Genomic DNA, 23,172 nt, shown 5'->3' with positions numbered 1-23,172 from the left:
ATGGCTCTCGGTATGCCCAGCACAAGGCCGGACGGCGCGGCATCCATTCGCGACCTCCTTCAACGGGGAGGCCGCTCCTACTCGTTCGAGTTCATGCCACCGCGCAGCGCGGCGGCCGAAGCCGGCCTGTGGACCGCGATCCGCCGGCTGGAAGCACTGTCGCCCACTTTCGTCTCCGTGACCTATGGTGCCGGCGGCTCGACGCGCGGCCGGACCGTCAGCATCACCGGACGGATCGCCCAGGAGACCACGCTCACCCCGGTCGCCCACCTCACCGCCGTCGGCCACAGCGTCGCCGAACTGCGCAACATCCTCGGCCACTACGCCGACCAGGGCGTGCGCAACATCCTCGCCCTCCGCGGCGACCCTCCCGGCGATCCGCTCGGCCCCTGGACCGAGCACCCGCACGGGGTGCGTTACGCGGCCGAACTGGTCAGCCTGATCAAGGAGTCCGGGAACTTCTGCGTCGGCGTCGCGGCCTTCCCCGAGATGCACCCGCGCTCCCCCGGCCGGGACGCCGACATCCGTCACTTCGTCGACAAGTGCCGGGCCGGAGCCGACTACGCCATCACCCAGATGTTCTTCGACGTCGACGACTACCTGCGCTTCCGCGACCGCGTGACGACGACCGGATGCGAGACGCCGATCATCCCGGAGATCATGCCGGTCACCACCATCCGCTCACTGCACCGCATCCCCACCCTCTCCACCGCCGCCTTCCCCACCCAGCTGGCCGAGCACATGCTTGCCGCACAGGACGACCCCCGTGCGGTCAGGGCGCTCGGAATCGACCACGCCACCCGGATGTGCCGCCGCCTGATCGCCGAAGAGGCGCCCGGGCTGCACTTCATGACCATGAACTTCTCGACGGTGACGACGGAGATCTACCAGAAACTCGGACTCCATGACTGAGCACACCCCCAATTCACCCGTGGGCATCCACCGGCCGTCCCTGGTCGGGATCGTCAACATCACCACGGACTCCTTCTCGGACGGGAACAGGTACCTGACCTCGGACGCCGCGGTGGCACACGCGCACCGGCTGCGCTCCGAGGGCGCCGACGTCATCGAACTCGGGCCCGCCGCGAGCCACCCGGGAGCCGAGCAGGTGACGGAGGCCGAGGAGATCGGACGACTGGCCGACGTACTCGACCACTTGGTCGCCGAGGGCGTTCCGGTCTCGGTCGACTCCTACCGACCCGCGACACAGCTGTTCGCCGCCGCCCACGGCGCCGCATACCTGAACGACATCCAGGGCTTCGACGATCCGGACCGGTACGAGGCACTCGCCGCCACCGGCTGCCGGCTCGTCGTCATGCACTCCGTACAACGCCATGGGCCCGCCACCGAGGTGCGGACCGACGCCGCACAGGTGTGCCGGGGAATCGAGGCGTTCTTCACCGACCGCCTGGCCGCGCTGGAAGCGGCCGGGGTAGGACGCGACCGACTGGTCATCGATCCCGGACTCGGCTACTTCCTCGGCAGCAGTCCCGAACCGTCGCTGCGGACCCTGGCCGGACTCGAACAGCTCAAAGCCCGCTTCGACCTGCCGGTGCTGATCTCACCGTCCCGCAAGTCGTTCCTGCGGACACTCACCGGCAGCACCGTCTCCGGGATCGGCCCGGCCACGCTGGCGGCGGAACTGTACGCCGCACGCGCCGGGGCGGACTACGTCCGCACCCACGACGTCGCCGCCCTCCGCGACGCGCTCACCGTGTTCGAGGCACTGGAGGCGGCCAAGGAGGACGGCTGATGACACGGCCCTGAAGGCTACGGTGCCGCAACGACGGCATGGTTGCCGCCATATCTCCACCGGTGCCTGCGGACAGCAGCGCGACGGCCGGCTCTGGTGCGGCGAATGCGGGTGCACGCACGTGCATGGCGGCCTTGGAGAGGAAGGACGCCCCGCGCCCGAACTCCCCCGCCTGCCAAGACACGGATACGCATCACCCGATCGGTCTACATACAGCCGGTCTCCGCGTGCCATGTCCCCCGTTCGGCCGCACGGTGGTCATGGCCGACTTGCCACGGAGTGACAACCGTGATCGTCAGCTTCACGGGGAGGCAACGTGATCGTCACAGCTCTGCTCACCCCGGTGGTCATGCTCCTGCTGCTGTTCGGACTGCCCGTTCTGGAGGACCGCCTGTTCCCGCCGTCATCGGCTCAGCAAGAACAGGCGGACCCGAATCGGCCCGAATCCGACCGCCACCCGGCGCCGGACCAGGAGGAAGTCCCCCGGGCCTAGGGGCTCTCCGGCGAGAACGGGCGCAGGCTGGGGGCGATCTGGGTTGGCGGATGCAGGACTACAGGGGATGAGGACCTGCTCGACGTACGAGCCAGTTGGTCCGGTGCTGCGGGGGCGTTCTACGAGATCGCCTTCACGGCTCCTCGGTTCTGCCGAAATCATCGCGCATGGCCTCAAGTTGCCCGTGATTCGGTGCGACCGGGTGCGGCAGCCGGTCAGTCACGCCGAGATCACAGCGCATGGACTGCGTCATGGCATCGATCAGGAACCAGAGCGAATGTTGCGCTTCAGCCGCCGACCGTAGAGTCTCGCCGGGTCGAGGGTTTCCCTGCTCCAGGCGCTTGACCTGTCCGTAGACCGTGGTCAGTGCCTCGTTCACGTCGTGAGCCGAAGGAACCACCGAGTCAGAGGCGATCATCAAGGCCTCGGACCAGCGGTCACGGTAGGTGTCCTTGATTCCTTCCAACGCCTGAATATCCTCGGCCTCGGCCGTACGGTCCCGCATGACGTACAGATGACGGCCGAGTGCTGTGGAGAACCGTCGCGCGTCCCTGTGAAGCTCTCTGTAGCAGCCGCGTCGCAGCTCGCGGTGCTCGCGGGCGTCCTCGAAAGCACGGGTCGTCTCCAGCTCACGTCGCTTGGCGCGGTCGGCGCCTCGCTGGGTGAGCAGCGCGCCCCCGAGCGTTCCCGCGACACCGGCGACCGCGATCAGTACCGCACCGACATCCACCCGATCACTCTAACGTCGGTACCGGCAGTAGCAGTTGGCGCCCGATGCGAGAGGCCCGGCGGATCGCAACTCCGTCAGCCGTACGTATCGGCTCCAGCAGCCGCGCCAGGTGAGACTGGAACAGGACCGTTGTGCGCTCCTCCGGTCGAACTACTCATTCAGCAGGGGAACTTGTGCGATGTGGCCTGCCCTTGTTCAGGGAGCGGAGGCCGACGACGGGTGCATGCCGTGGGCAGACACCACCCGCTGGACCACTTCACGGGACACCGTCGATGGCGACCCCACGCGTTCCCACATCCCGACTCGGCGGCCGCGTTCCGGTCGCCGAGTCGGGATGTCGCGGTCGGCGTGGTGCAGGAGTGCGCTTGCGCAAGAGGCGACGACTGAGGACGGGCAGTGTCTTCGCTGTCCTTGACGATGCAGACGCGGACGGCCCTCCGGCCTCATGGCGCAGGTCGGCGACGAGGCCGCCTGGAGGGACAGGTGCGACCGCGTGTCACCCGGTCCGCGCACATGAGCCTGGCCCTCAGGTGCGGTGTCCCCCTGCGGCCGCACGCTCCACGGGAACAGGCGGATCCAGAACTTAGCGACCGCGACTGACGCTGCGGTCGACGGCACCCCACGGAGTCCCAGCCGCACCCAAGGCAATATGCAGGCAAAGGAACCGGCCGGTCACTCGCCCGCTGAGCTGGGCGAAGCCCGGATGCCGTGACGCAGCCATGACTTTCGGTGACTTTCCCGGATGCCTTTCCGGGACATCCGGCACAGCCTGATGCGGGTGAGTGATCGCCCCACGGCGCAGCCCCGCGCAGCGGGCGCCCGCTGATCAAGCCATCCAGCTACGGGAGACACCATGGTCACCTTGTTCCACAGCCGCCGAGCGCACGCCCTGGCGGCGTGTGCGCTGTCCGCGGTGCTGGTCTCCGCCGGCTCGGCCGAGGCATTCGCCGCTTCCCCCACGCCGACCCCGAGGCCGAGCATGAGCCGGGCCGCGGCCTCCGTCACGGTCAAGGCCAACCCGACCACCGTGAAGGCGGGGCGCTCCGTCCGCTTCACCGGACGCACCACCGGCATCCCGACCGGTACCTCCGTGCGGCTCCAGCAGGAGAAGAACGGCAAGTGGACCACGCTCAAGACGAGCACGAAGGTCGAGAAGGGCAAGTCCTTCCTGATCACCACGCGGCCCACCGCCAAGGGCACCCAGAGCTACCGGGTGATGGTGGGCAGGACCCACTCCGACACCGTCACGGTCACCGTGCAGTAGAACCACCCCGCGCATCGCGTGAGCCGCCCCTTCCCCGGCCGGGAACGGGCGGCTCACCGCCATCGGCACCGCACCCGGTGCCCACCCCCCTCCACCTCGGCACGGGCGTCCTCGGCACGGGCGTCCGGGAGCGCCTTTCGCCGGACGGTCACCGCACGCCTCGGCAGCGCCGCACTGCCGTCAGACGGCTCTGCGGTCTCTGGCTGGGTGGCTGTCCGGCTTGCGGTGCAGCTCCTGCGGGAATGCCGACGGTACAGGGCGCACAGGCAGCGGACCGGCTGCCCCGGCGGGCGTGGGTCCTGGGGTGCTGGATCCGGCAGGAAAGGCTCATCGACGGCCGGGGGACGCCGGAGAGTCCCAGCGGGACCACCATGCTCTGTCCTCCACCCGGGCCTGGCCGGCGCGGACCACGACCCGGGGCTGCGGAGGCCCGCGGGCGGGGCGGGAGTCACATGCTGGTGCTGCTCGGCTTCCGCGGCTGCCCAGGAGCGCTGTCATGTCCCGCCGCGTGAGTGCGGCGGCCGTCGACCCGTCGATATCACGGTTCCGTGATCCTCACGCCGCACACCTCCGTGGCGTAGGACGCGGCCGAGGGACCTGCATAGGGCCGAGGGACCTGCATAGGATCGAAGGTGTCGGGCCCGTGAGTTCCCCCGGGCGGGACTCCGTACTCGTCCGTGATACCGGCAGGAGGGTGTGACGTGACGCTTGTGCTGATCGGGCTGGTCGGCGGGGTCATCACGGGACTGTCGCCCTGCGTGCTGCCGGTGCTTCCGGTGGTCCTGCTGGGCGGTGGCAGCGCCCGGCCCGACACGGCCGCGGCGCGGCGCCGACCGTACGCCGTGGTGCTCGGCCTGACTGTCAGTTTCGCCGTGTTCACCTTGTTCGGCAGCCTGCTCCTGTCTGTCCTGCACCTGCCCGAGGGCGCCATCCGCTGGACGGGCCTGGGACTGCTGGTCCTGGTCGGGCTCGGGATGCTGGTGCCACCGCTCGGACATCTGATCGAACGCCCCTTCTACCGCTTCCCGCAGCTCACCCCGCGCACCGGGCGCAGCGGCTTCCTGATCGGGGTGGCCCTGGGCGCGGTCTTCGTGCCCTGCGCGGGACCGGTGCTGGCCGCCATCACGGTGGCCGGCGCGACGCGCCACGTCGGCCCGGACACCATCGCCCTCACCCTGGGCTTCGCGGTGGGAACCGCGCTCCCGCTGCTCGCCTTCGCGCTGGCGGGACGCGGTATGAGCCGGTGGCTCCAGGCCTACCGGCGCCGACAGGCCCTCTTCCGCCGGGTGAGCGGAGCGGTGATGATCGTGCTCGCCGTCGCCCTGACCTTCAACCTCTCCGACGTCGTCCAGCGGGACATCCCGAACTACACGCAGTCCCTGGGCGACTCGCTGGAGAAGGGGGTCTCGGCGGCCACCGGCGGCAGCACACCGTCGAAGGACTGCGGGACCGGGCTGAGGAACTGCGGCGCGGCACCCGCCTTCGCGGGGATCGGCACGTGGCTGAACACACCCGGCGGCAGGCCGGTGACCCTGGCCTCGCTCAGGGGCAAGGTCGTCCTGGTCGACTTCTGGGCCTACTCGTGCATCAACTGCCAGCGCGAGCTTCCCCACGCCGAGGCGTGGGCGAGGACCTATGCCTCCGCCGGGTTCGAAGTGGTGGGCGTGCACACCCCGGAGTACGCCTTCGAGCACGTCCCGTCCAACGTCGCCGCCGGGGTGCGCAGGCTGGGCCTGACCTTCCCGGTGGCACTCGACAACTCCTACGACACCTGGGACGCGTACGGGAACCAGTCCTGGCCGGCCGCGTACCTGATCGACGCCACCGGGCGGATCCGGCACATCTCCGTCGGGGAGGGCGACTACGACAGCGAAGAACTGCTCATCCGCGAACTGCTCACCACCGCGCATCCGGGGCGCGCCCTGCCGCAGGCGAGCAACCTTCCCGACACCACACCCGAGGATCCCGGCCAGACTCCGGAGCTCTACCTCGGCGCCGGGCGCCAGCAGGGCTACCACGGTGCCGCCGCCTACGAGACCGGCCGGTTCACCCTGCCCGCCTCCCTCCCGGCCGGCTCCTTCGCCCTCTCCGGCACCTGGAACGTCGGCGAGGAGTCGCTCACCGCGGGCAGGGACGCGCGACTGCGGCTCTCCTTCCACGCATCCGAGGTCTACCTCGACGTCGGAGGCACCGGCACTCTCACGGTCTCCTCCGGCACCGGCAGGAAGACCATCCGGGTCTCCGGGCCACCCGACATCCGCACGGTCGTCGCCACGCGGTCGCCGGAGGCGGGCACGGTCACCATCGGCCTGTCACCGGGGCTGACGGCCTACTCCTTCACCTTCGGCTGACCGTACCGGCCGTCCGCGCGGTGTGGGCGGCGCGTGCGGCGGCCCTGCCGGTCGGCTCCTGCCGGACAGCGATGTTCGAGTGGTGACCTCGATGAGCTGTTTCGAGGCCAGGCGGTGTCTCGACGAGACGCCGCAGATCCGCCTCGACCTCAGCGAGACGCGGCACGATCTCCGTCACAGCTGCGCTCGCCCTGTCCGCGCGGAACGGCTTCAGGCCCGACGGCTTGGGCCGGGTTCAGAGGATGTGCCGCTCCATGAGGACTCGGACCAGTTCTGCGCGACGTCTGACCTCGTAACGCCTGAGCAGTGCGCTGACATGGAACTTGATCATGTGGACGCTCAGGTTCAGCGCCTCCGCGATCTCCCAGTTGTCCTTGCCCTCGGCAACGTACCGCGCGATCCGCAGTTCCCGGTCCGTGAGCGGTGTGTGCTGCGGTTCGCCGCGCACCCTGGAGATGAGGCTCCTGCCGACCACACGCGGGTCGAAGTAGGCGCCGTCCCTGTGTACGGTGCGCAGTACCTCGGGCAGTCCGGCCGTCGAGGTGTCCTTCAGGACATAGCCGACCGCGCCCGCTTCGATGGCGCCTTCCAGCAGTTCCTGGTTGCCGAAGGCGGAGAACATGACGACCGCCGCATCGGGTGCCTGACGCCTCAGTTCGGCGCAGAGCTCGAAGCTGTTGCCGCTGCCGAGCCGGAGATCGAGCAGCACGATGTCCGGCGACGCGGCGCCGACGAGGGTGATCGCGTGCCTGGCGTCGCCGGCACCGCCGCAGAAGGTGAGATCGGGTTCGCGGGAGGCCATGGCCTCCACGCCGAGCAGGACGATGTCGTGGTCGTCGACGGCGCAGAACCGGATGGGGTCCATGATTCAGATCCTCGGAATCCGTACGTCGACACTGGTGCCGTCACCGGCCCGTGAGGTGATGCTGATCTCTCCCCCGAGGGCTTCGACGCGCCGGTGCATCGAGGCGATTCCGAGGTGCCCCGTCGCGGACAGCTCGGACGGGCTCATCGCGGCCGACGGGGATCCCTGTCCGTCGTCGGTGATCCGCAACCGGACGTCCTCCTCCCCCGAGACCAGCTCCACCGTCTGGTTCGCCGCCCTTGAGTGGCGCATCGAGTTGGTGAGGGCTTCGGAGCCGACCTGGATCAGGGCCGTCGCGACCTTCGCCGACAGGGAGGAGTCCACTCTGGGCCCGAAGAGCATGACGTGACGGACGGCGCCGGGCGGGCAGGGCACCCGGGTGACGCTCCGCAGCACGTGCTCGACGGTGACCGCAGGTCCGGCCACGTCCCCCGCCATCAGATCGCCGAGTTCATCGCGCAGCGTGTGCAGCGCTTCCTGCGCTGTCCTGCGGATGACGTCGATCGCGGTCGAATCCGTCGCTCCCGGTGTCGCGGTCGTCTCGGCGGACGCCTGTTCGGCGGTGAACCCGATGTGGACGAGGGCGCGGACCACCGAGTCGTGCACAGAGTGCGCGAAGTCCTCACGCAGACGGGCCAGGTGCGCGCGGCGGGTGTCGGCGAGGAAGTCCGGCTGTCCCATGAGCAGCCCCACGTAGTCGGCGAACTCGGCGAGCAGCAGTTCGTCGGTGGCGCTGTACGGCCTGGGCGAGCGGGAGCCGACGTACAGCACGCCCTGCATCGACGACCCGTTCACAAGGGGCGCGGCCATCGCGGAGACCAGGCCCTCCTTGCCGGTCTCGGCGACCGGGGCCAGCCTCAGCCGGTGGTCGGTGGCGTAGTCGGACGAGGTGACGACCCTGCCCTCGGTGCGCGCCAGACCGCCGAGTCCCTGGTCGAACTCCATCCGGAGCTGCCGGAACTCCGCTGTGCGGACCTGGACGAGCGAGGCGAAGTAGTAGTTGGTTCCGGTGGCCGCTTCGGGGAGCGCCAGGTAGGCGGCGTCGGAGCCGAAGAGCTCCCGGGCGGTGACCACCAGGGCGTTCAGCCGTCCCACCGCGCCGCCGCCGGGATCCGCGGACAGGGCGTCGCGCAGGGCCTTTCCGAACTTGCGTTGCAGGGTGAGTGTGCTGGTCACCCGGGACTCCGCGACCACCCGGGCGAGGCGCCCCGACTGGCGCAGCACGGACGGTACGCCGCCTTGCCCGGACGGCGGCCGCCCGTCGTCGAGTCCGACGAGCACGACGCCTTGGCCGAACGGGTCGCTCCAGGGGATGGTCAGGGCGGCTGCCAGACCGAATTCGAAGGGCCGCAGGGTGGAGCGGACCCGCAGGCCGGACACGGTTCCGGGACGGCTCAGACCGACCGGCTGGTCGAGGACCAGGTGCTCGTTGCCGAGGGCGGCCTCCGCCGGGAAGCCGGTGCTGTCCGAGAGGACGAAGAAGCCCTTCTCCAGTCCGGTCGGCCGGTAGAGCGCGATGGCGCGGTCGCTGTCGACGCTCTGCCGGAACTCCGCCAGCAGGTCACCCAGGCTGTCGTAGACGACCCGTGATCCGGCCCCGTCCGCCCAGAAGATCTCTCCGCCCGCACGATCAGGCACGTTCGCACAGCCTCGCCGTCTGTTTCCTCAGCCGTCCGCCCGGGGAGGGGCGATCGGGTCCGTCAGCAGTCCGCCCGGTAGAGGCGGTCGAACACTCCGTTCCCACCCTAGGCGGAGGAAGGCGACATGCGGTCCGGGCGCACGTCGGTGGCGCCGTCCCCGCCCCGCGCCCGCCCCGAGCAGGGCGGGGCGGGGAAGGGCGGGGACCAGAGACAGTCGGTGGCCGGGCGGCTTCCGTCGGTTACTGCTGCCTGGCCCAGCTCGAGTCCGCGGGCGGGGCCTCGACACCGCGGATGTCGGGCTGGGCCATGAGGGCCCGGTCGTTGTCGTCGGGAACCCAGGTCCTGGCGATCTCGTCCATGGTCGCGAACCACACGCCGTCCTTGGAGGCGATGTGCTCGATCAGCCGCTCGTACCACATGATGTTGTGGGCCTGGCCGATGATCTGCGGGTGGACGCACGTGGCGTAGACCGCGTTGTCGACCTTCTCGTAGGCGTAGTCGAAGATGTCACGCCAGCGCTTGAAGATCGTGTCGGTGTCCTGCATGCCGGTGGACTGGCCGGTGTAGGCGAGCGGCGGGAAGTCGTCGAGGTACCAGTTGACCGGGATCTCCAGCACCTCGCTGGCCTTGCCCGCGACGTTGCCCCGCTCCCAGTTCACCTGCCAGCGGCGCGGGTGGTACGGGACCAGGTCGCGGGCCATCAGACTGGTGTCGTAGGCGAAGCCGAACTCCTCGATGATGTCGAGGGTGTTGTCGCTGTAGTCCCAGTACGGGGAGCGGTAGCCGGTCGGCCGCAGGCCCAGCACCTTGTCGAACGACTCGAACGCCAGCTCCACCAGGCGCCGTTCGGTCTCCCGGCTGATGGCGGGCGGGATCTCGTGGTAGTAGCCGTGGTGCCCGAACTCGTGGCCGTCGTCGCGGATCCTGCGGCACCACTCGGGGAAGGTGTCCACCGAGTGCCCCGGAGTGAACCAGGTCGACCTGATGTCGTACCGCTTGTACAGCTCCAGCAGTCGCGGCACGCCGACCTCGGCGCCGAACTCTCCGCGCGACATGAACGCGGGCGTCGGCCGGTTGAAGCCACCGAGCCACAGCGCCTGGGCGTCGAAGTCGGTGCCGAGGTTGACCGCGATGCGCTTTCCCTCGGGCAGTTGCAGGTGTCCCATGTCCGTTTCCCTTCTCGGTTGTCGATGCCGCGGATCAGGCGACGTGGGTCGGCCAGGAGCGGTAGGTGTCCTTGCGGCGGCGACGGTCCCGGTAGGTGGGGGCCGCCCCCTTGGCCCGGTTCTCCGCCAGCAGGTCGAGATCGACGACGGCCCGGGCCACCGACTCGGTGTGGGGGGTGGCCTCGGCGACCACGCCGCGGGGCGAGAACAGGGTGTCGCAGGGGCTGAGGATGCTGCTCTGCGCCCAGCCGTTCGGCAGCGGCGCGCCCGGGGTGCCGCCGGTGCACGCGTGGACCACGTACACCTGGTTCTCGACGGCACGGGACTGGGCGCAGTGCCGCACCCGCCAGAAGCCGTACTCGGTGAAGGTGTAGGACGGGGCGATGATCAGTTCGGCGCCCTGCTCGGTGAGGGTGGCGGCGCACTCCGGGATCTCGCACTCGTAACACACGTTGAAGCCGACCCTTGCGAACGGCAGGTCGAAGGCTTCCATGGCGTCGCCCTCAAAGGTGGACCAGGCCGCCTCGGCCGGGAAGATGTGGGTCTTGTCGTGGGTGGCGACCAGACCGTCGGGGCCGAAGAGGTAGGCCGTGTTGACGAAGCGGTCCCCCTTCGACACCAGGTGGGAGCCGGCCGCGATGTGCTGACCGCGCTCCCGGGCCAGCCGCCGGAACAGCTCCTCGTAGTCCTTCGTGAACCCGTCGATCCGGGTCAGCTCCGAGATCGGGAGGTCGCGCCAGCCGGGCAGGGCGGTGAAGAGTTCCACCGTGAACAGTTCGGGGAGGACGACGAGGTCGGCCCCGTCGGCCCCACGCAGCACCTCCTCGACGTGCGCGGCGAACTGGTCGAAGTCCCGGGCCGGTCTGACGGCGAAATTCACCGCTGCGATCGAGACGTTGCGTGCCATGACATTCCCTTCACCCATGCGACACAGGGGAGAAATCTCCGTGCAACGTGAGTGAACCAACGCCCGGCGTCTTCACGTGGCTAGACATCGCCTGTCGGCCGGCTCACCGGAAATTGGCCATCCGGCTAACGGACCGGCCGCCGCCTCGCGAAACGCGCGTACCCGAGCGGTCCGCGGTGACGGCTCGGGCACGACGGGCAGGTCCGGATACGGCGGGCCGGGCACCGCCCAGGGGGGCGGCATGCCGGGTCCAGGGGGACGGTCGGCAGACCGCCGGGGGCCGGCTCAGGAGACGGAGGAGACCTCGGACCTCGCGTCCGCGCCCTCCGCACTCTCCACTCCCTCCGCCCCCTCCGCTCCCTCCGCTCCCTCCGCCTCGGCGAGTGCCTTGTTGCGCCGCGCCGAGGGCCGGAAGGACCAGGCGATCAGCAGGACGGCGAGGGCGCCCTTCGCGTCGTGGGCGCCGTGCTCCGGTTAGACGCAGTCGTCCAGGGCGCCCTGGCGGACCAGGCAGACGGTCAGGGACCGCACGTACATCGTGCCGGTGCCGAGGCCCAGCGCCATCAGGACGATGTCGTCGGCGATGGCGAAGGCGCCGGTGGCCAGTTCCTGGTAGCGGTCCTTGTCGGTCAGCGCGCACGTCGGCGGTGCGCAAGATCTTCTGCCAGAAGGCGTTCATCTTCTTCAGGATCCCGGCGTTGGCCACCGCGTTGTCGAACGAGAGCGAGATCTCCAGGACGGTGAGGATCGCCACGACGCCGAAGGCCTCCCACGCGGCCCGCCCTCGCGAGGCACAGGCTGCGCGGGGGCGGTCCCGGCGGCCGGGCAGGCGTGGCCGAGACCTTCGGCCGGCCCGGCGGCACCGGCCACGACGGCCAGTTCGAGAGCGGCGGCACCGAGGAACTGCGAGATCGTCGGTGACCTGTGACAGCGAAACCGGACCGATTGCCATCGAAGGTGGACCGAACGCAGTTCGTGACAGCGAAGGTAAACCACAGCAGGTCAGGAGTACAGAGCCCACCGGGGGACGGCCCAGCTCACCCCGGGGGCCGGGCAGCGATGACAGCCTCTGTGCGGACACGCTCGTCAAACGATCCGCCGTCGGGACCGAAGGCGTTCAGGGCCTCTCGGAGGTCGCGTTCGAAGGCCGCCCGGCCGGGGCCTAGTGCGGCCGGGCTGGTGAAGCTGTAGGAGAGCTGAAGACCGACGACCTCGTCCACGCTGCGGCTGACCGTCCGGTCCCAGTGAACCTCCTCGATGCGGGAGAACGGCGAGCGGAGCAGGACCTCCTGGTGACGCACGTCGGGATACCCGGCAGGACCGGAGCCCTGAAAACGTTCGGGGTCCAGATGGCGACGGCGGACCTCCTCGACCACGGGCAGCCAGGGCGGCGGTTGGAGGTCGTCGTGCCGGGCTCCGCAGGTCGCCAGCACCACCGCGCCCTCGGGTTCGATCAGGGTGTTCAGGTCGCGCAGCAGCCGTTCCCGGTCCGTCCAGTGGAACGAGGCGCCCATCACCGTCAGCAGGACCGGCCCCACGTCCATCGCAAGCAGCGTGTCGGAACTTCCGAGTCGCCAGTCGATGCCGCTCACCCCTGCCCGGGCGGCGAGCCGACGGCCCTCGGCGATCATTTCAGGCCCCGGATCGACGGCGATCACCTCCCGCAGAAGGGGAGCCAGCGGCAGAGTGAGAGCTCCGCTGCCCGCCCCCAGATCCAGCACCCGCTGGGAACCATCCAGGGAGAAACGCCGGCCGAGGAGAGCGAACAGGCGGGGATCGTACGCGGGCCGAAACCTCGCGTAGTACGGCACCGTCGAGGCAAACAACCCACTGGCCGGAGGCTTCACCCCTCCACTTTCCCACCGCTGCGCTCGTCCGGGAGGCCCATGGGCGTCTGCCCGGCCGCCATGATCGATCTCAGTGTCAACTGCTCTCTGCCTCCTGCTCACGGCCGACGAACAAGTAGCTGACCTGCGGCGGTCCATCTTCGCTGTCACGAATTGCGTTCGGTCCGCCTTTGGTGGCAATCGGTCCAGGTTCGCTGTCACGGTCAGTCGGAGAGCGGCACGGGCGACGGGCCCTTCGTCGCCCCGTACCGCGCGGGTCCGGCGGACGGGCCCCGCGTCGTCCGTCCCGGCACGGGTCCGGGAGGACGGGGCGGGAGACGGTCCGGACACCGGCGGACGGGACACGGACACGCCGGGACGTCCGGCCGACCGGAACCCCGCGCCGCACTTCTTCCCCTGCCCAGGCACGGTGAGTACGGTCGGTTCGTTCCCTTCGAGAGGGTGTGTGAGATGCCGCCGGAGCCGCTGGCCGGTACCCAGAAGTTCCGCTCCGGCGACCTCGACGTCATCGAGCAGGTCGGCGGAGAGGTCCTGGTGCCGCACCGGGTGGAGGCCATGGGCGCGGTCTCCCCGAACGCCCATATGAACGCGGCGCAGCTGGGCGGGATCACGCTGGCCTACATGGACTACGGCTCCGAGATGCGGCTGACGGCACCCACCACCGAGGCGATGTACTTCCTGACCCTGCCGCTCTCGGGAACGGGCGAGGGCCGCAGCGGCCGGCAGGAGACCGCGCCCTCCTCACCGTCCGCCGGGGTCGCCTTCCACTCGGAGGAGTGGGGCGCCCTCAGCTTCGACGCCGACTACACGATGCTCTACCTGCGCATCGAGCGCAGCGCGCTGGAGCGGCGGCTGGAGGGGCTGCTGTGCAGCGAGGTGATGGCACCGCTGCGGTTCGACTTCGGCATGGATCTGCGGCGCCGGCCGATGCGCACCTGGGTGGACTGCGTCGGCCTGCTCAGGGCGGAGCTGGAGCGGGGCCCGCGGGAGGAGCAGGTGCCGCTGCTCAGCGCGCGGATCGAGGACCTCGTCCTCACCGGTCTGCTGTGCGGCCAGCCGCACAACTACTACGAGACGCTGCACACCAGCCGCCGGCCCGCCCGGCCGCACGTGGTGCAACGGGCGGTCGACCTTCTCGAACAGAGCTGTGACCAGCCGTGGTCGGTGGCCGATCTGGCCCAGGCGGCCGGAGTGAGCGCGCGGACCCTGCAGGACGGTTTCCAGCGTCACCTCGGGACGACCCCGATGCGCTATCTCCGCGAGGTCCGGCTGCAGCGCGTCCGCGCCGAGCTGAGCGACCCGGAGGTCTGGACGTCGGTGTCGCAGGCCGCGTACCGCTGGGGCTTCGGGCACACCGGGCGGTTCGCGGAGGCGTACCGCTGCAAGTTCGGCGAACTGCCCTCGGAGACGCTGCGCCTGAAGCAGCCCTGAGCGGCCGGGCCGCCTCTTTCGGATCACCCGGCACTGGTCGGCACCGTGTCCACGAGCCGGGCAGATCCGAGGGAAACGGCCCCGGGCCGCCCTCCGCACCGAGGCCAGGCCTCCACGACACCCGCTCGCCAGGCCCCCGCACGCCCTCTCACGCCCTCTCACGCCCTCTCACTCCCCCGCGCGCCCCCTCCCGCCCCCGAGCGCAACTGCCCGCGCGATCCGGATGACGGCCGCGCGGATCGGATTTCCTCCGCCCCGCTTCGGTCCTACCGTCCCCAGCACAGAAAGATCCGAGTCCGTGATGCGCCGAGCCGCGGCCGGCAGACGATCCACCCTCTTCCGTGCAGGGGAGAACCGATGAACGACCCGTTGAATCCGCTCGAATTCCGCATCACCTCCGGAGACCTGGTCGCCGAACTCACGTCCCGGGCGCACGAGACGGGCACCAATGACGGACTCTGGCCCGGACTGACGATCTACCGGTACGACGCACCCGCGGCACCCCCGCGGGAAGAGGTCCGCGAACTGCACCTGTGCGTCATCGCGCAGGGCCGCAAATGTGTCCGGACGGACGGGAACGACTATTTCTACGATCCGTTCACCTATCTGGCGATCAGCAACGACGTGCCGTTCCGGACGGAAATCATCGAGGCGAGTCCGGCGAAACCGTTCCTGTCGTTCGGACTCCAGCTCGACCCGGAACTGGTGCGTCAGGTGTCGTCGGACATCCTGCTGGAGAGGCAGGCGACGGCGTTCACCGATACCCGGTGCCGGCGCGAGAAGAACCACGCCTTCGTCTCCGCGCTGGACCGCGAGATGATGGACGCGATCCTGCGCTTCCTGCGCGCGCTGAACTCCGGCGCCGACCGCCGGGTGCTCGCGCCCGTCTATCTGAAGGAGATCGTCTACCGGGCGCTCCAAGCCGAGCAGTACAGCCGGCTGATCGAACGGTCGGCGAGCGAGAGCGCCCGCAACCCGGTGAGCGCGGTCATCGCGTACGTGCACGAGCACATCGCGGAGCCGCTCTGCGTGAGCGATCTCGCCGAGCGCGCCTTCATGAGCCCCTCCGCGTTCTCGCATCTCTTCCGGGAGGTGACCGGGAAATCTCCGTACCAGTTTGTGAAGGAAATGCGGCTGAATCGTGCACGCGAACTGCTCGTCGAGAACGAATCCAGCGTCACGAACATCTCCCGGGCCGTGGGCTACCGCAGCGCCTCGCACTTCATCAACGAGTTCCGGGACCGGTACGGCACCACTCCGCGCGCATTCCGTGACGCGCTCTCCGGGCGCGCGCTGCGCGCCTGACGGCTTTCCGGGGATCCCCGCGCACCGCCTTCCACAGGAATACGCAATCCCGCAGCAGGATTCTTCGATGTGCCACGGGTGCCCCTCTCCTATCTTTGAGTAAATCGCCCCCGCGGAAAGGGACGGCAGTGAATCCGGCGACGGCGCCCCGCCGTCGACCACACCCCGGACTCCCGCCTTCCGCGGGACCGACCCGACCGGCTACCGGGAGACTTCTATGCCTCGCATCGCCTATCTCGTGTCCAGCGCACGGGAGTTGGAACTCCGCGACGGGTCCCGCCATCCGACCGGCTACTTCGCCGAGGAGGGACTGAAGCCCTACGAGCGGTTCGTCGCCGCGGGCGCCGACGTCGTGGTGATCACGCCGGACGGCCGGCCCCCGGTCGCGGACCCCTACGGAATGGAACTCATCTTCCACTACCCGGACGAGGACCGGGACTACTACGCCTCGGTGTACCGCACGTTCCACCACGACCCGGACGACATCTGGATCACCCTGCACCACACCACCGAGCAGGACCTGATGGCCTGCCGACGGATCGCGGAGCGGCTGGTGGCCGCCGGGCGGACGCCGGCCGACGCGCACGAACTGCTCAGCCGGGCCGCGAAGATCGCCTGGCGAGAGGACCGGCTGCTGGTCGACGTCATGCTGGCCGAGGGCCTGGACGGCGGTCTGCCGGAGCAGACCCTGCGCGAGGGGGTGGCGGAACTGGAGTCGGCGAGCCAGAACATCGCCGACGAGCGCAAGGCCCGCCTGGACGCCATCGAGGGCTTCCGCTCACCGGTCGCGCTCTCCGACCTGACCGACGAGCAACTCGGCGAGTTCGACGCACTGTTCACGCCGGGCGGGCACGCCCCGATGGCCGACCTCCCGGACAACCCCGACGTACGGCGGCTGCTGGCGAACCTGCACGCGCGCAACGCGCCGATCGCCTCGCTCTGCCACGGACCGGCCGTACTGCTCTCCGCGCCGGAACGCGAGGACGGACAGTGGCTGTTCGAGGGCTTCCGGCTCACCTCCTTCACCGACGAGGAGGAGGACCAGACCAGGCCCGGCAAGATCGGCCTGACCTGGTACCTGGACGCCGCCCTGAAGAACGCGGGCGCGGTGTTCGACGACGGGCCCTTCGCGTGGTCGTCCCACGTCGTCGTGGACCGGAACCTGATCACCGGTCAGAACCCCCACTCCACCGAGGCCACCGCCGACGCCGTGCTGAAGGCGCTGCGCCTGCTGTGAGCCCGAGCCGAACCGAGGAGTCAGCCATGACCGCAAGCCCCCGCAGCATCGCGGAGGCCTTCCTGACGGCCTTCGGACAACGGGACGCCGTGGCGGCCCTGTCCATCGTGTCCGACCAGGCCCGGGTCACCGTCCACCCGCTCCAGATCACCGACGGCGGGAAGGACGCCGTCCGCACGGTGGTCCAGGAGATCGTCACCGCCTTCCCCGACCTGCGCCTCACCGTCCGCAGCGTGCTCGAACTCGGCGCGGTCGTCGTCGCCGAGGTGAAGATCGAGGGCACCCAGGCCGCGGACCTGCTGGGCGTGGTCAACCAGGAGAAGCACCTCGACGTGGACAGCGCCTGGCGGTTCACGGTGGCCGGCGGGGAGATCGCCGGGCTGGACGTCTACTGGTGCCAGAACCAGCTCTACCGCCGCCTGGCCGTGAAGCGGACCGACCACGTCGCGATCGTCTGACCCGGCCGCCCGGCGCGATCGGCCCACTCGACCGCCCGGCTCGGCCGACTCACTCGATCCCCTGAAAGGAGACACCGATCCCATGACCGAACTCGCCTCTCTCCCGGTCACCGCGACCAGGAAACCGACCGACGTCGTCACCGAGTTCTTCGACGCCTACCGGCGCCGCGACGTCGAGGCCATGACCGACCTGTGCACCGACAACGCCGACTTCTCCTACGTCCCCTTCGAGGTGTGGGCGAAGCAGCGGGTGATGCGCGGTGACGGCAAGGTCCGCACCATCGGCAAGGTGATCTGGAGCGGGCTGATCAACGCCTTCCCGAACCTGTACAACGTCGTGCACTCCATCGACGGAAACGACGACGGCGACGTGGTCGTCGCCTGCGACATCGCCGGCACCCAGCAGTCGGCGTGGGCGTTCATCGCCTCCCAGGGCCGGCCGTTCTCCGAGCCCCACCTGTTCCTGATGCACGTGAACGCGGACGGACTGATCGACAGCATCCGCTGCTACTGGGACAACGCCGGCGTCTGCCGGCAGCTCGGCCACCTCGAAGTCGACTGAGGAAGGACCCTCGACAACATGGCACTGCTCAAGCGCGAAGAGTGGCAGGGCTTCGTCCGCGACGTGGACTGGACCCTGACCTACGTGGACGACGAGGCCGTCTTCCCCGAATGGTTCAGCGGCACCGGCAAGGTGCCCCGGGAGGCCTGGCTGAAGTGGGAGGAGGACTACAAGGTCAGCTACCAGGAATACGTGTACACGCAGCGGGAGAAGGAGACGTCGACGTACGCGGTGAAGGCCGCGCTCTCCCGCTCGACCACCTTCGACCAGCTCGACGAGGGCTGGAAGTCCTCGACCAAGATGCACTTCGGCGGCGTCGCCCAGGTCGAGTACACGGCGGTGCTCGCCGAGCTGAAGATGGCCCGCTTCGGCCTGAACGGAGCCTGGCGCAACATGGCCACCTTCGGCCAGCTCGACGAACTCCGGCACAACGCGCTGACCACGTACTTCGGCCACGAGTTCATCGGCAAGGACCCGCAGTACGACTGGACCCAGAAGACGTACACCACCAACGACTGGGTGCCCATCTCGCTGCGGACCCTCTTCGACGGCATCATGACCACGTCGAACGCGGTGGACTGCGCGCTCCAGGTGCCGCTGGCCTTCGAGACCGGCTTCACCAACCTGCAGTTCGTCGCCCTGTCGGCGGACGCCCTGGAGTCCGGCGACATCAACTTCGCCAACATGATCTCCTCGATCCAGACCGACGAGGCCCGCCACTCGCAGCAGGGCGTCGCGACCCTGGAGATCCTGGTCGAGCACGACCCGGTGCGCGCCCAGTGGGTGATCGACAAGGGTTTCTGGGGCTCCGCCCGGGCGTTCGCCGCCCTGACCGGCCCGTCGATGGACTACTACACCCCGGTGGAGCACCGCAAGCAGTCCTACCGGGAGTTCATGGAGGAGTGGATCGTCGACCAGTTCGTGCGCACGATCGAGGACTACGGGCTGAAGAAGCCCTGGTTCTGGGACGAGTTCATGCGCGGCCTGGACACCTGGCACCACAGCCTCCACATGGGCCTGTGGTGGTGGCGGCCCACCCTGTGGTGGAAGCCCAAGGCGGGGGTCTCGAAGGAGGAGCGCGAGTGGCTCCGGGAGAAGTACCCCAACTGGGAGTCGGTGTACGGCGACAAGTGGGACGTCATCATCGACAACATCAACGCCGACAACGTCGAGGCGACCCTGCCGGAGACCCTGCCGTGGCTGTGCAGCACCTGCCACCTGCCGGCCTGCAACCCGACCCAGTCCCGTGACGGGAGCTGGCGGGTGCGCGACCACTCGCTGGAGTACGACGGCAGGACCTACCACTTCTGCACCATGGGCTGCCGGCAGATCTGGTGGAAGGACCGCGACAACGTCAACCACGAGACGCTGGTCGACCGGTTCCTCGGCGGGCAGATCCAGCCGATGGACGTGCCCGGCATCCTCGCCTACATGGGCCTCACCCCGGACGTGATGGGCGACGACCCGGACTACGGCGCGTGGACCAGGGACTACGTCGGGCGCGAGGCGAGCGGTCTGATCCGGGTCGGAGGGGCGAACTGATGGCCGGCGGACAGACCGGGCAGAGCGGCCCCGCGGCCGCGGACCGGGCACCCGAGACGGTGCCGCTCAACGCGATCTTCTCGACCGACTTCGTCCAGATCCTGGTGCCGGTCACGACCGCGCACACCATGGACGAGGTCGCGGCGGCGGTCGCCCACCACTCCGAGGGCCGGCGGGTGCGCGCGCTCCCCCACCCGAAGGTCGTGATCCACCGCGGCCGCCGGCTGCCCGGCGGCCTGACGGTCGCCGAGGCCGGCATCAAGCCGCTCGACCACGTGACGGTCGAGTACGACATCCCGGGAGGGACCACGTGAGGAACCCCGTCGGACCCGTCCTGCGGATGGGCGAAGAGGTCCAGCAGATCATCTCGGCGATCGAGGACGACAACCCGGACACCGAGATCGAGGTCATCGACCGCGGCTCGTACGTCCGCATCCAGGGTGAGGGCCGGATCGTGCTCACCGAGGCGACCCTCCAGTCCTACCTCGGCACCGACTACCGCATCCGCTCCCTGGAGAACCTGCTCGCGTCGTTCAGCGGCCGGGCCATCACGGCGAGCGACTCGATCACCTGGGAGCGCGGCGGCGGCTTGGCCAAGACCCGCGCTGTGGACACGGAAGGCGCGAAGCGATGACCGGACCGGCCCGCAGGCAGCGAAAGCTCCGCACCTTCAGCGCGTTCGGCGACGTGCGCAAGATGCCGAGCGAGTACGAGATCGTCACCCACGCGCAGAACTGGAACACCCGGGACGGCCGGCTCAGCACCTTCGAGCAGAACCCGTCCTCCCCGATGAACCTGTGGTTCCTCACCTACCGGGAGAACTCGCCGCTGACGGTGGCGGACTGGGAGGGCTTCCGGGACCCGGACCAGGTCTCCTACCGGTCCTACGTCAACCTCCAGGCCGAGGCGCAGACCAAGCTCGACGGCATGCTGGACAGTTACGCGCAGGCCGGCGCGGCCGAGGCTCTCGGCGAGCGCCAGGTGGCGCTGCTCGGCTCGGTGTTCACCCCGTCCCGCTACCTCGTGCACGGCGCGCAGCTGGTGCAGGCCTACGTCGGCTACATGGGGCCGAGTTCGTACATCACCAGCGCCGCCGGGTACGCCAACGCGGACTTCCTGCGCCGGGTCACCATGATCGCCTACCGGACCAAGGAGCTGCAGAACGCCCACCCGGACTCCGGTATCGGGGTGCGGGAACGGGAGCTCTGGGAGCACCGGGCGGCCTGGCAGCCGGCCCGCGAGGCCATCGAACGGTCCCTGGTCGCCTACGACTTCGGCGAGGCGTTCACCGCGCTCGACCTGGTCCTGGCGCCGACCCTGGACGATGTGCTGATCCGCCAGCTCGGCGAGGTCAGCAAGGCGAACGGGGACGAACTGACCTGGCTGCTCTGCGGGTTGCTGGCGGAGGACGGCCACCGGCGGGACCGGTGGAGCGGTGCGCTGGCCCGGTACTGCGTCCAGCGGCGGCCCGCCAACGAGGCGCCGCTGCGCAAGTGGATCGACCGCTGGTCGCAGCGCGCCGACGAGGCGGCGGCGGGACTCGCCGAACTGCTCGGCCGGCCCGCGGACGACGTCGTGGCCGAGGCCCGCGCGGCGCGCGAGCGCTTCCACAGCGGCGTCTTCGACGCGGCCGTGAATGCCTGAGGGGGCGGCGATGAGCGAGATGCCGCAGCAGGTGGCCGAGAGCGGGGCGGCCACGCCCCGGTGGCACGAGGTCGCCCACATCGACGACCTGTGGGAGGGGGAGATGGAGGCGGTCGAGGTGGACGGGCAGTCCGTGCTGCTCATCAACCTCGACGGCGAGGTGGTGGCCTACCGCAACCGCTGTCCGCACCAGGCGTGGCCGCTGCACGACGGCGACCTGGAGGACCGGCGCCTCACCTGCGCCCAGCACCTGTGGGAGTTCGACGTGTCCACGGGCAAGGGCGTCAACCCCGCCAACTGCGCCCTGGTCGGCTACCCGTGCAAGGTGGACGACAGCGGCACGGTCCTGGTGGGTCTCGTATGACCAGGTTCGTGCTGGTCGGTGGCGGGGTCGCGGCCGCGGCCACCGCCGCCGGCCTGCGGGAGGCGGGCTTCGACGGCGAGATCGTGCTGGTCGCCGACGAACCGGAGCTGCCGTACGAACGGCCGCCGCTGTCCAAGGAGTTCCTGGCCGGGACGTACGGCCGGGCGGACGTCCGGGTCAGCCCGGAGGACTGGTACCGCGACAACGCGGTCGAGGCGGTGCTCGGCACCCGGGCCGTCCGGCTCCTGCCCGGCGAGCACCGGGTGACCCTGTCCGACGGCCGTTCGCTCCGCTACGACGCGCTGGTCCTGGCGACCGGTGTGCGGGCGCGGACGCTGCCCGGCTTCGAGGGCGAGCGGGTGCACTCCCTGCGGACCGCCGCCGACGCCGAGCGGCTGGGCGCGCGGCTCACGCCCGGACGCCGGCTGGCGGTGCTCGGCGCGGGGTTCATCGGCTGCGAGGTGGCCGCGGTCGCCGCGGCGCGCGGGGTTCGCGTGACGGTCTTCGAACCGGGTCCGCTGCCGATGGGCCGGGCGTTCGGCGCCGAGATCGGCGCCGCCGCGGCCGCGGTCCACCGGGAGCGGGACGTCGAACTGCGCACCGGCGAGAGCGTCACCTCGATGACGCCGACCCGTACCGGACTCGACCTGCGCACCGTCGGCGGCGAACTGGTGGGCTGCGACGAGCTGTTGGTCGGGGTGGGTTCCCTGCCCAACACCGAACTCGCCGTCGAGGCGGGCATCGCGGTGGACGGCGGCATCGTCACCGACGCCTGCGGCCGTACCGGCGCGCCGGACGTGTACGCCGTCGGCGACGTCGCCGCCCGCTTCCACCCCGGGTACGGCCGGCACCTGCGGGTGGAGCACCACGACACGGCGGTGCGGCACGGCACGGCCGCGGCTGCCGCCCTGCTCGGGCGGTCCGAGCCGTTCACCGGGGAACCCTTCTTCTGGTCCCACCAGTACGACCACCGCTTCCAGGCGCTGGGCGTGGTCCCGGCCGAGGGGCGGACCGTGTTGCGGGGTTCGGTGGAGGGGCGTTCGTTCGCGCGGTTCTCCCTGGTGGACGGCCGGATCGCGGCCGTGGTCGCGATGGACCGCCCGCAGGACGTGATGCAGGTACGCAAGCTGCTGGCCGTCGACCATGAGGTCACCGAGGCCCAGCTGGCCGACGAGACGTTCCCGCTGAAGAGCCTGCTGCCGCGGCGGGCGAGCGGAAGGCGAGTGGAGGTGCGCGGATGACGGTACTGGCCGAGACCACCGGAGTCGCCGGAACCACCGGGGCCGCCGGGGTCGCCGAGACCACCGGGCTCACGATTCGGGAGACGCGGCTCAGGGTCGCCGCCTCCGAGGCGTCGGCGGCGCTGGAACGGGTCCTGGGCGAGCGCGCGGTGCGGGCCCGCGCCCGGCTGCGCTTCGGGCCCGGAGCCACCTGCGAGCAGCTGGCCCGGGTACTGGACAAGGCGCTGGTACGGGCCGAGGAGACCGGTCTCGACGCCGGCACCCTGGTGCTGGGCGCCGGCCGCGCGGTCCCCGCCGAGGACATCGTGCGGGTGCGTCGCAAGGCACACGGCGTCGCGGACTGGATCAGCAGCCCCACCAGCGAGGTGACGC

Annotated in this window: 22 protein-coding genes and 3 pseudogenes; 17 read left to right on the top strand and 8 right to left on the bottom strand. The window is 70.0% G+C overall.

The annotated features are described in order from the left end of the window. From metF to ACZ619_RS28290, 3 genes are all read left to right on the top strand, one after another. On the top strand, positions 1–912 hold the full coding sequence (gene metF, locus ACZ619_RS28300) for a methylenetetrahydrofolate reductase [NAD(P)H] (RefSeq protein WP_469604550.1): 912 nt from the start codon (positions 1–3) through the stop codon (positions 910–912). Beyond that, positions 905–1,753 (top strand): dihydropteroate synthase, encoded by an 849-nt coding sequence (gene folP / locus ACZ619_RS28295; RefSeq protein ID WP_469604548.1) that lies wholly within the window; start codon positions 905–907, stop codon positions 1,751–1,753. Before metF ends, folP begins: the two co-directional genes overlap by 8 nt. Positions 1,754–2,069: 316 nt before the next feature. Continuing rightward, a complete protein-coding gene (locus ACZ619_RS28290; RefSeq protein ID WP_469604546.1) occupies positions 2,070–2,246 on the top strand; it encodes a hypothetical protein in 177 nt (58 codons plus the stop codon). A 133-nt stretch (positions 2,247–2,379) separates the two neighbouring features. Here the strand turns inward: ACZ619_RS28290 and ACZ619_RS28285 are convergent, their stop codons facing one another. Further along, on the bottom strand, positions 2,380–2,976 hold the full coding sequence (locus ACZ619_RS28285) for a hypothetical protein (protein ID WP_469604544.1): 597 nt from the start codon (positions 2,974–2,976) through the stop codon (positions 2,380–2,382). Positions 2,977–3,829: 853 nt separating this feature from the next. Here ACZ619_RS28285 and ACZ619_RS28280 point away from each other — a divergent pair. Together ACZ619_RS28280 and ACZ619_RS28275 are read left to right on the top strand one after the other, a co-directional pair. Then, positions 3,830–4,240 (top strand): hypothetical protein, encoded by a 411-nt coding sequence (locus tag ACZ619_RS28280; RefSeq protein ID WP_469604541.1) that lies wholly within the window; start codon positions 3,830–3,832, stop codon positions 4,238–4,240. Positions 4,241–4,941: 701 nt separating this feature from the next. Next, positions 4,942–6,591, top strand: coding sequence for a redoxin domain-containing protein (locus ACZ619_RS28275; RefSeq protein WP_469604538.1), 1,650 nt, complete (start codon positions 4,942–4,944; stop codon positions 6,589–6,591). Between the two features lie 235 nt (positions 6,592–6,826). Here ACZ619_RS28275 and ACZ619_RS28270 read toward each other — a convergent pair whose 3' ends face one another. The 7 genes and pseudogenes from ACZ619_RS28270 to ACZ619_RS28240 all read right to left on the bottom strand — a co-directional run bounded on the left by ACZ619_RS28270 (position 6,827) and on the right by ACZ619_RS28240 (position 13,016). Continuing rightward, a complete protein-coding gene (locus tag ACZ619_RS28270; RefSeq protein ID WP_469604535.1) occupies positions 6,827–7,456 on the bottom strand; it encodes a response regulator transcription factor in 630 nt (209 codons plus the stop codon). Positions 7,457–7,459: 3 nt separating this feature from the next. Beyond that, positions 7,460–9,094: a GAF domain-containing sensor histidine kinase gene (locus tag ACZ619_RS28265; protein ID WP_469604532.1), complete on the bottom strand. Its 1,635-nt coding sequence runs from the start codon at positions 9,092–9,094 to the stop codon at positions 7,460–7,462. A 241-nt stretch (positions 9,095–9,335) separates the two neighbouring features. Next, on the bottom strand, positions 9,336–10,262 hold the full coding sequence (locus tag ACZ619_RS28260; RefSeq protein WP_469604528.1) for a polysaccharide deacetylase family protein: 927 nt from the start codon (positions 10,260–10,262) through the stop codon (positions 9,336–9,338). 34 nt (positions 10,263–10,296) lie between these two features. Continuing rightward, entirely contained in the window at positions 10,297–11,169 is an 873-nt protein-coding gene (locus tag ACZ619_RS28255; RefSeq protein ID WP_469604525.1) for a carbon-nitrogen hydrolase family protein, read from the bottom strand. A 285-nt stretch (positions 11,170–11,454) separates the two neighbouring features. Further along, a pseudogene (locus tag ACZ619_RS28250) lies at positions 11,455–11,766 on the bottom strand (DUF475 domain-containing protein); the annotation flags it as partial. Positions 11,767–11,806: 40 nt separating this feature from the next. Beyond that, positions 11,807–11,941, bottom strand: a pseudogene (locus ACZ619_RS28245) (DUF475 domain-containing protein); the annotation flags it as partial. A 265-nt stretch (positions 11,942–12,206) separates the two neighbouring features. Then, a complete protein-coding gene (locus ACZ619_RS28240) occupies positions 12,207–13,016 on the bottom strand; it encodes a class I SAM-dependent methyltransferase (protein WP_469604522.1) in 810 nt (269 codons plus the stop codon). 450 nt (positions 13,017–13,466) lie between these two features. Between ACZ619_RS28240 and ACZ619_RS28235 the strand changes: the two genes are divergently transcribed. The 12 genes and pseudogenes from ACZ619_RS28235 to ACZ619_RS28180 all read left to right on the top strand — a co-directional run. Further along, positions 13,467–14,447: an AraC family transcriptional regulator gene (locus ACZ619_RS28235; RefSeq protein WP_469604519.1), complete on the top strand. Its 981-nt coding sequence runs from the start codon at positions 13,467–13,469 to the stop codon at positions 14,445–14,447. A gap of 357 nt (positions 14,448–14,804) precedes the next feature. Continuing rightward, positions 14,805–15,752, top strand: a complete 948-nt coding sequence (locus ACZ619_RS28230; protein WP_469604516.1) for an AraC family transcriptional regulator — start codon at positions 14,805–14,807, stop codon at positions 15,750–15,752. Positions 15,753–15,969: 217 nt separating this feature from the next. Next, on the top strand, positions 15,970–16,989 hold the full coding sequence (locus ACZ619_RS28225) for a type 1 glutamine amidotransferase domain-containing protein (protein ID WP_469604513.1): 1,020 nt from the start codon (positions 15,970–15,972) through the stop codon (positions 16,987–16,989). 26 nt (positions 16,990–17,015) lie between these two features. Beyond that, on the top strand, positions 17,016–17,447 hold the full coding sequence (locus ACZ619_RS28220) for a nuclear transport factor 2 family protein (protein ID WP_469604511.1): 432 nt from the start codon (positions 17,016–17,018) through the stop codon (positions 17,445–17,447). An 82-nt stretch (positions 17,448–17,529) separates the two neighbouring features. Beyond that, positions 17,530–18,009 carry a nuclear transport factor 2 family protein gene (locus tag ACZ619_RS28215; RefSeq protein ID WP_469604509.1) on the top strand — a complete coding sequence of 160 codons (480 nt, stop codon included), beginning with the start codon at positions 17,530–17,532 and terminating at the stop codon, positions 18,007–18,009. A gap of 18 nt (positions 18,010–18,027) precedes the next feature. After that, positions 18,028–19,551, top strand: a complete 1,524-nt coding sequence (locus tag ACZ619_RS28210) for a ferritin family protein (protein ID WP_469604506.1) — start codon at positions 18,028–18,030, stop codon at positions 19,549–19,551. Next, positions 19,551–19,865 carry a toluene-4-monooxygenase system B family protein gene (locus tag ACZ619_RS28205; RefSeq protein WP_469604504.1) on the top strand — a complete coding sequence of 105 codons (315 nt, stop codon included), beginning with the start codon at positions 19,551–19,553 and terminating at the stop codon, positions 19,863–19,865. The genes ACZ619_RS28210 and ACZ619_RS28205 overlap by 1 nt, the downstream gene beginning before the upstream one ends. Beyond that, entirely contained in the window at positions 19,862–20,185 is a 324-nt protein-coding gene (locus tag ACZ619_RS28200; RefSeq protein WP_469604501.1) for an MmoB/DmpM family protein, read from the top strand. Before ACZ619_RS28205 ends, ACZ619_RS28200 begins: the two co-directional genes overlap by 4 nt. After that, entirely contained in the window at positions 20,182–21,195 is a 1,014-nt protein-coding gene (locus ACZ619_RS28195) for a ferritin family protein (RefSeq protein ID WP_469604499.1), read from the top strand. Before ACZ619_RS28200 ends, ACZ619_RS28195 begins: the two co-directional genes overlap by 4 nt. A 10-nt stretch (positions 21,196–21,205) precedes the next feature. Further along, on the top strand, positions 21,206–21,559 hold the full coding sequence (locus ACZ619_RS28190) for a Rieske (2Fe-2S) protein (protein WP_469604496.1): 354 nt from the start codon (positions 21,206–21,208) through the stop codon (positions 21,557–21,559). Next, positions 21,556–22,800, top strand: coding sequence for an NAD(P)/FAD-dependent oxidoreductase (locus ACZ619_RS28185; protein WP_469604493.1), 1,245 nt, complete (start codon positions 21,556–21,558; stop codon positions 22,798–22,800). The genes ACZ619_RS28190 and ACZ619_RS28185 overlap by 4 nt, the downstream gene beginning before the upstream one ends. Continuing rightward, a pseudogene (locus tag ACZ619_RS28180) lies at positions 22,797–23,168 on the top strand (uL22 family ribosomal protein); the annotation flags it as partial. The gene ACZ619_RS28185 and the pseudogene ACZ619_RS28180, both read left to right, overlap by 4 nt. Positions 23,169–23,172: the final 4 nt, after the last annotated feature.

This window comes from Streptomyces sp. NPDC104367 (genome assembly GCF_055583825.1).
The sequence above is the reverse complement of the archived record's forward strand: the minus strand, read 5'-3'. Positions and strand labels throughout refer to the sequence as shown.

Coding starts and splice junctions, on each gene's coding strand:
- metF (WP_469604550.1), top strand. CDS start 1: ATGGCTCTCGGTATGCCCAGCACAAGGCCGGACGGCGCGGCATCCATT.
- folP (WP_469604548.1), top strand. CDS start 905: ATGACTGAGCACACCCCCAATTCACCCGTGGGCATCCACCGGCCGTCC.
- ACZ619_RS28280 (WP_469604541.1), top strand. CDS start 3,830: ATGGTCACCTTGTTCCACAGCCGCCGAGCGCACGCCCTGGCGGCGTGT.
- ACZ619_RS28270 (WP_469604535.1), bottom strand. CDS start 7,456: ATGGACCCCATCCGGTTCTGCGCCGTCGACGACCACGACATCGTCCTG.
- ACZ619_RS28260 (WP_469604528.1), bottom strand. CDS start 10,262: ATGGGACACCTGCAACTGCCCGAGGGAAAGCGCATCGCGGTCAACCTC.
- ACZ619_RS28255 (WP_469604525.1), bottom strand. CDS start 11,169: ATGGCACGCAACGTCTCGATCGCAGCGGTGAATTTCGCCGTCAGACCG.
- ACZ619_RS28235 (WP_469604519.1), top strand. CDS start 13,467: ATGCCGCCGGAGCCGCTGGCCGGTACCCAGAAGTTCCGCTCCGGCGAC.
- ACZ619_RS28230 (WP_469604516.1), top strand. CDS start 14,805: ATGAACGACCCGTTGAATCCGCTCGAATTCCGCATCACCTCCGGAGAC.
- ACZ619_RS28225 (WP_469604513.1), top strand. CDS start 15,970: ATGCCTCGCATCGCCTATCTCGTGTCCAGCGCACGGGAGTTGGAACTC.
- ACZ619_RS28220 (WP_469604511.1), top strand. CDS start 17,016: ATGACCGCAAGCCCCCGCAGCATCGCGGAGGCCTTCCTGACGGCCTTC.
- ACZ619_RS28215 (WP_469604509.1), top strand. CDS start 17,530: ATGACCGAACTCGCCTCTCTCCCGGTCACCGCGACCAGGAAACCGACC.
- ACZ619_RS28210 (WP_469604506.1), top strand. CDS start 18,028: ATGGCACTGCTCAAGCGCGAAGAGTGGCAGGGCTTCGTCCGCGACGTG.
- ACZ619_RS28205 (WP_469604504.1), top strand. CDS start 19,551: ATGGCCGGCGGACAGACCGGGCAGAGCGGCCCCGCGGCCGCGGACCGG.
- ACZ619_RS28195 (WP_469604499.1), top strand. CDS start 20,182: ATGACCGGACCGGCCCGCAGGCAGCGAAAGCTCCGCACCTTCAGCGCG.
- ACZ619_RS28190 (WP_469604496.1), top strand. CDS start 21,206: ATGAGCGAGATGCCGCAGCAGGTGGCCGAGAGCGGGGCGGCCACGCCC.
- ACZ619_RS28185 (WP_469604493.1), top strand. CDS start 21,556: ATGACCAGGTTCGTGCTGGTCGGTGGCGGGGTCGCGGCCGCGGCCACC.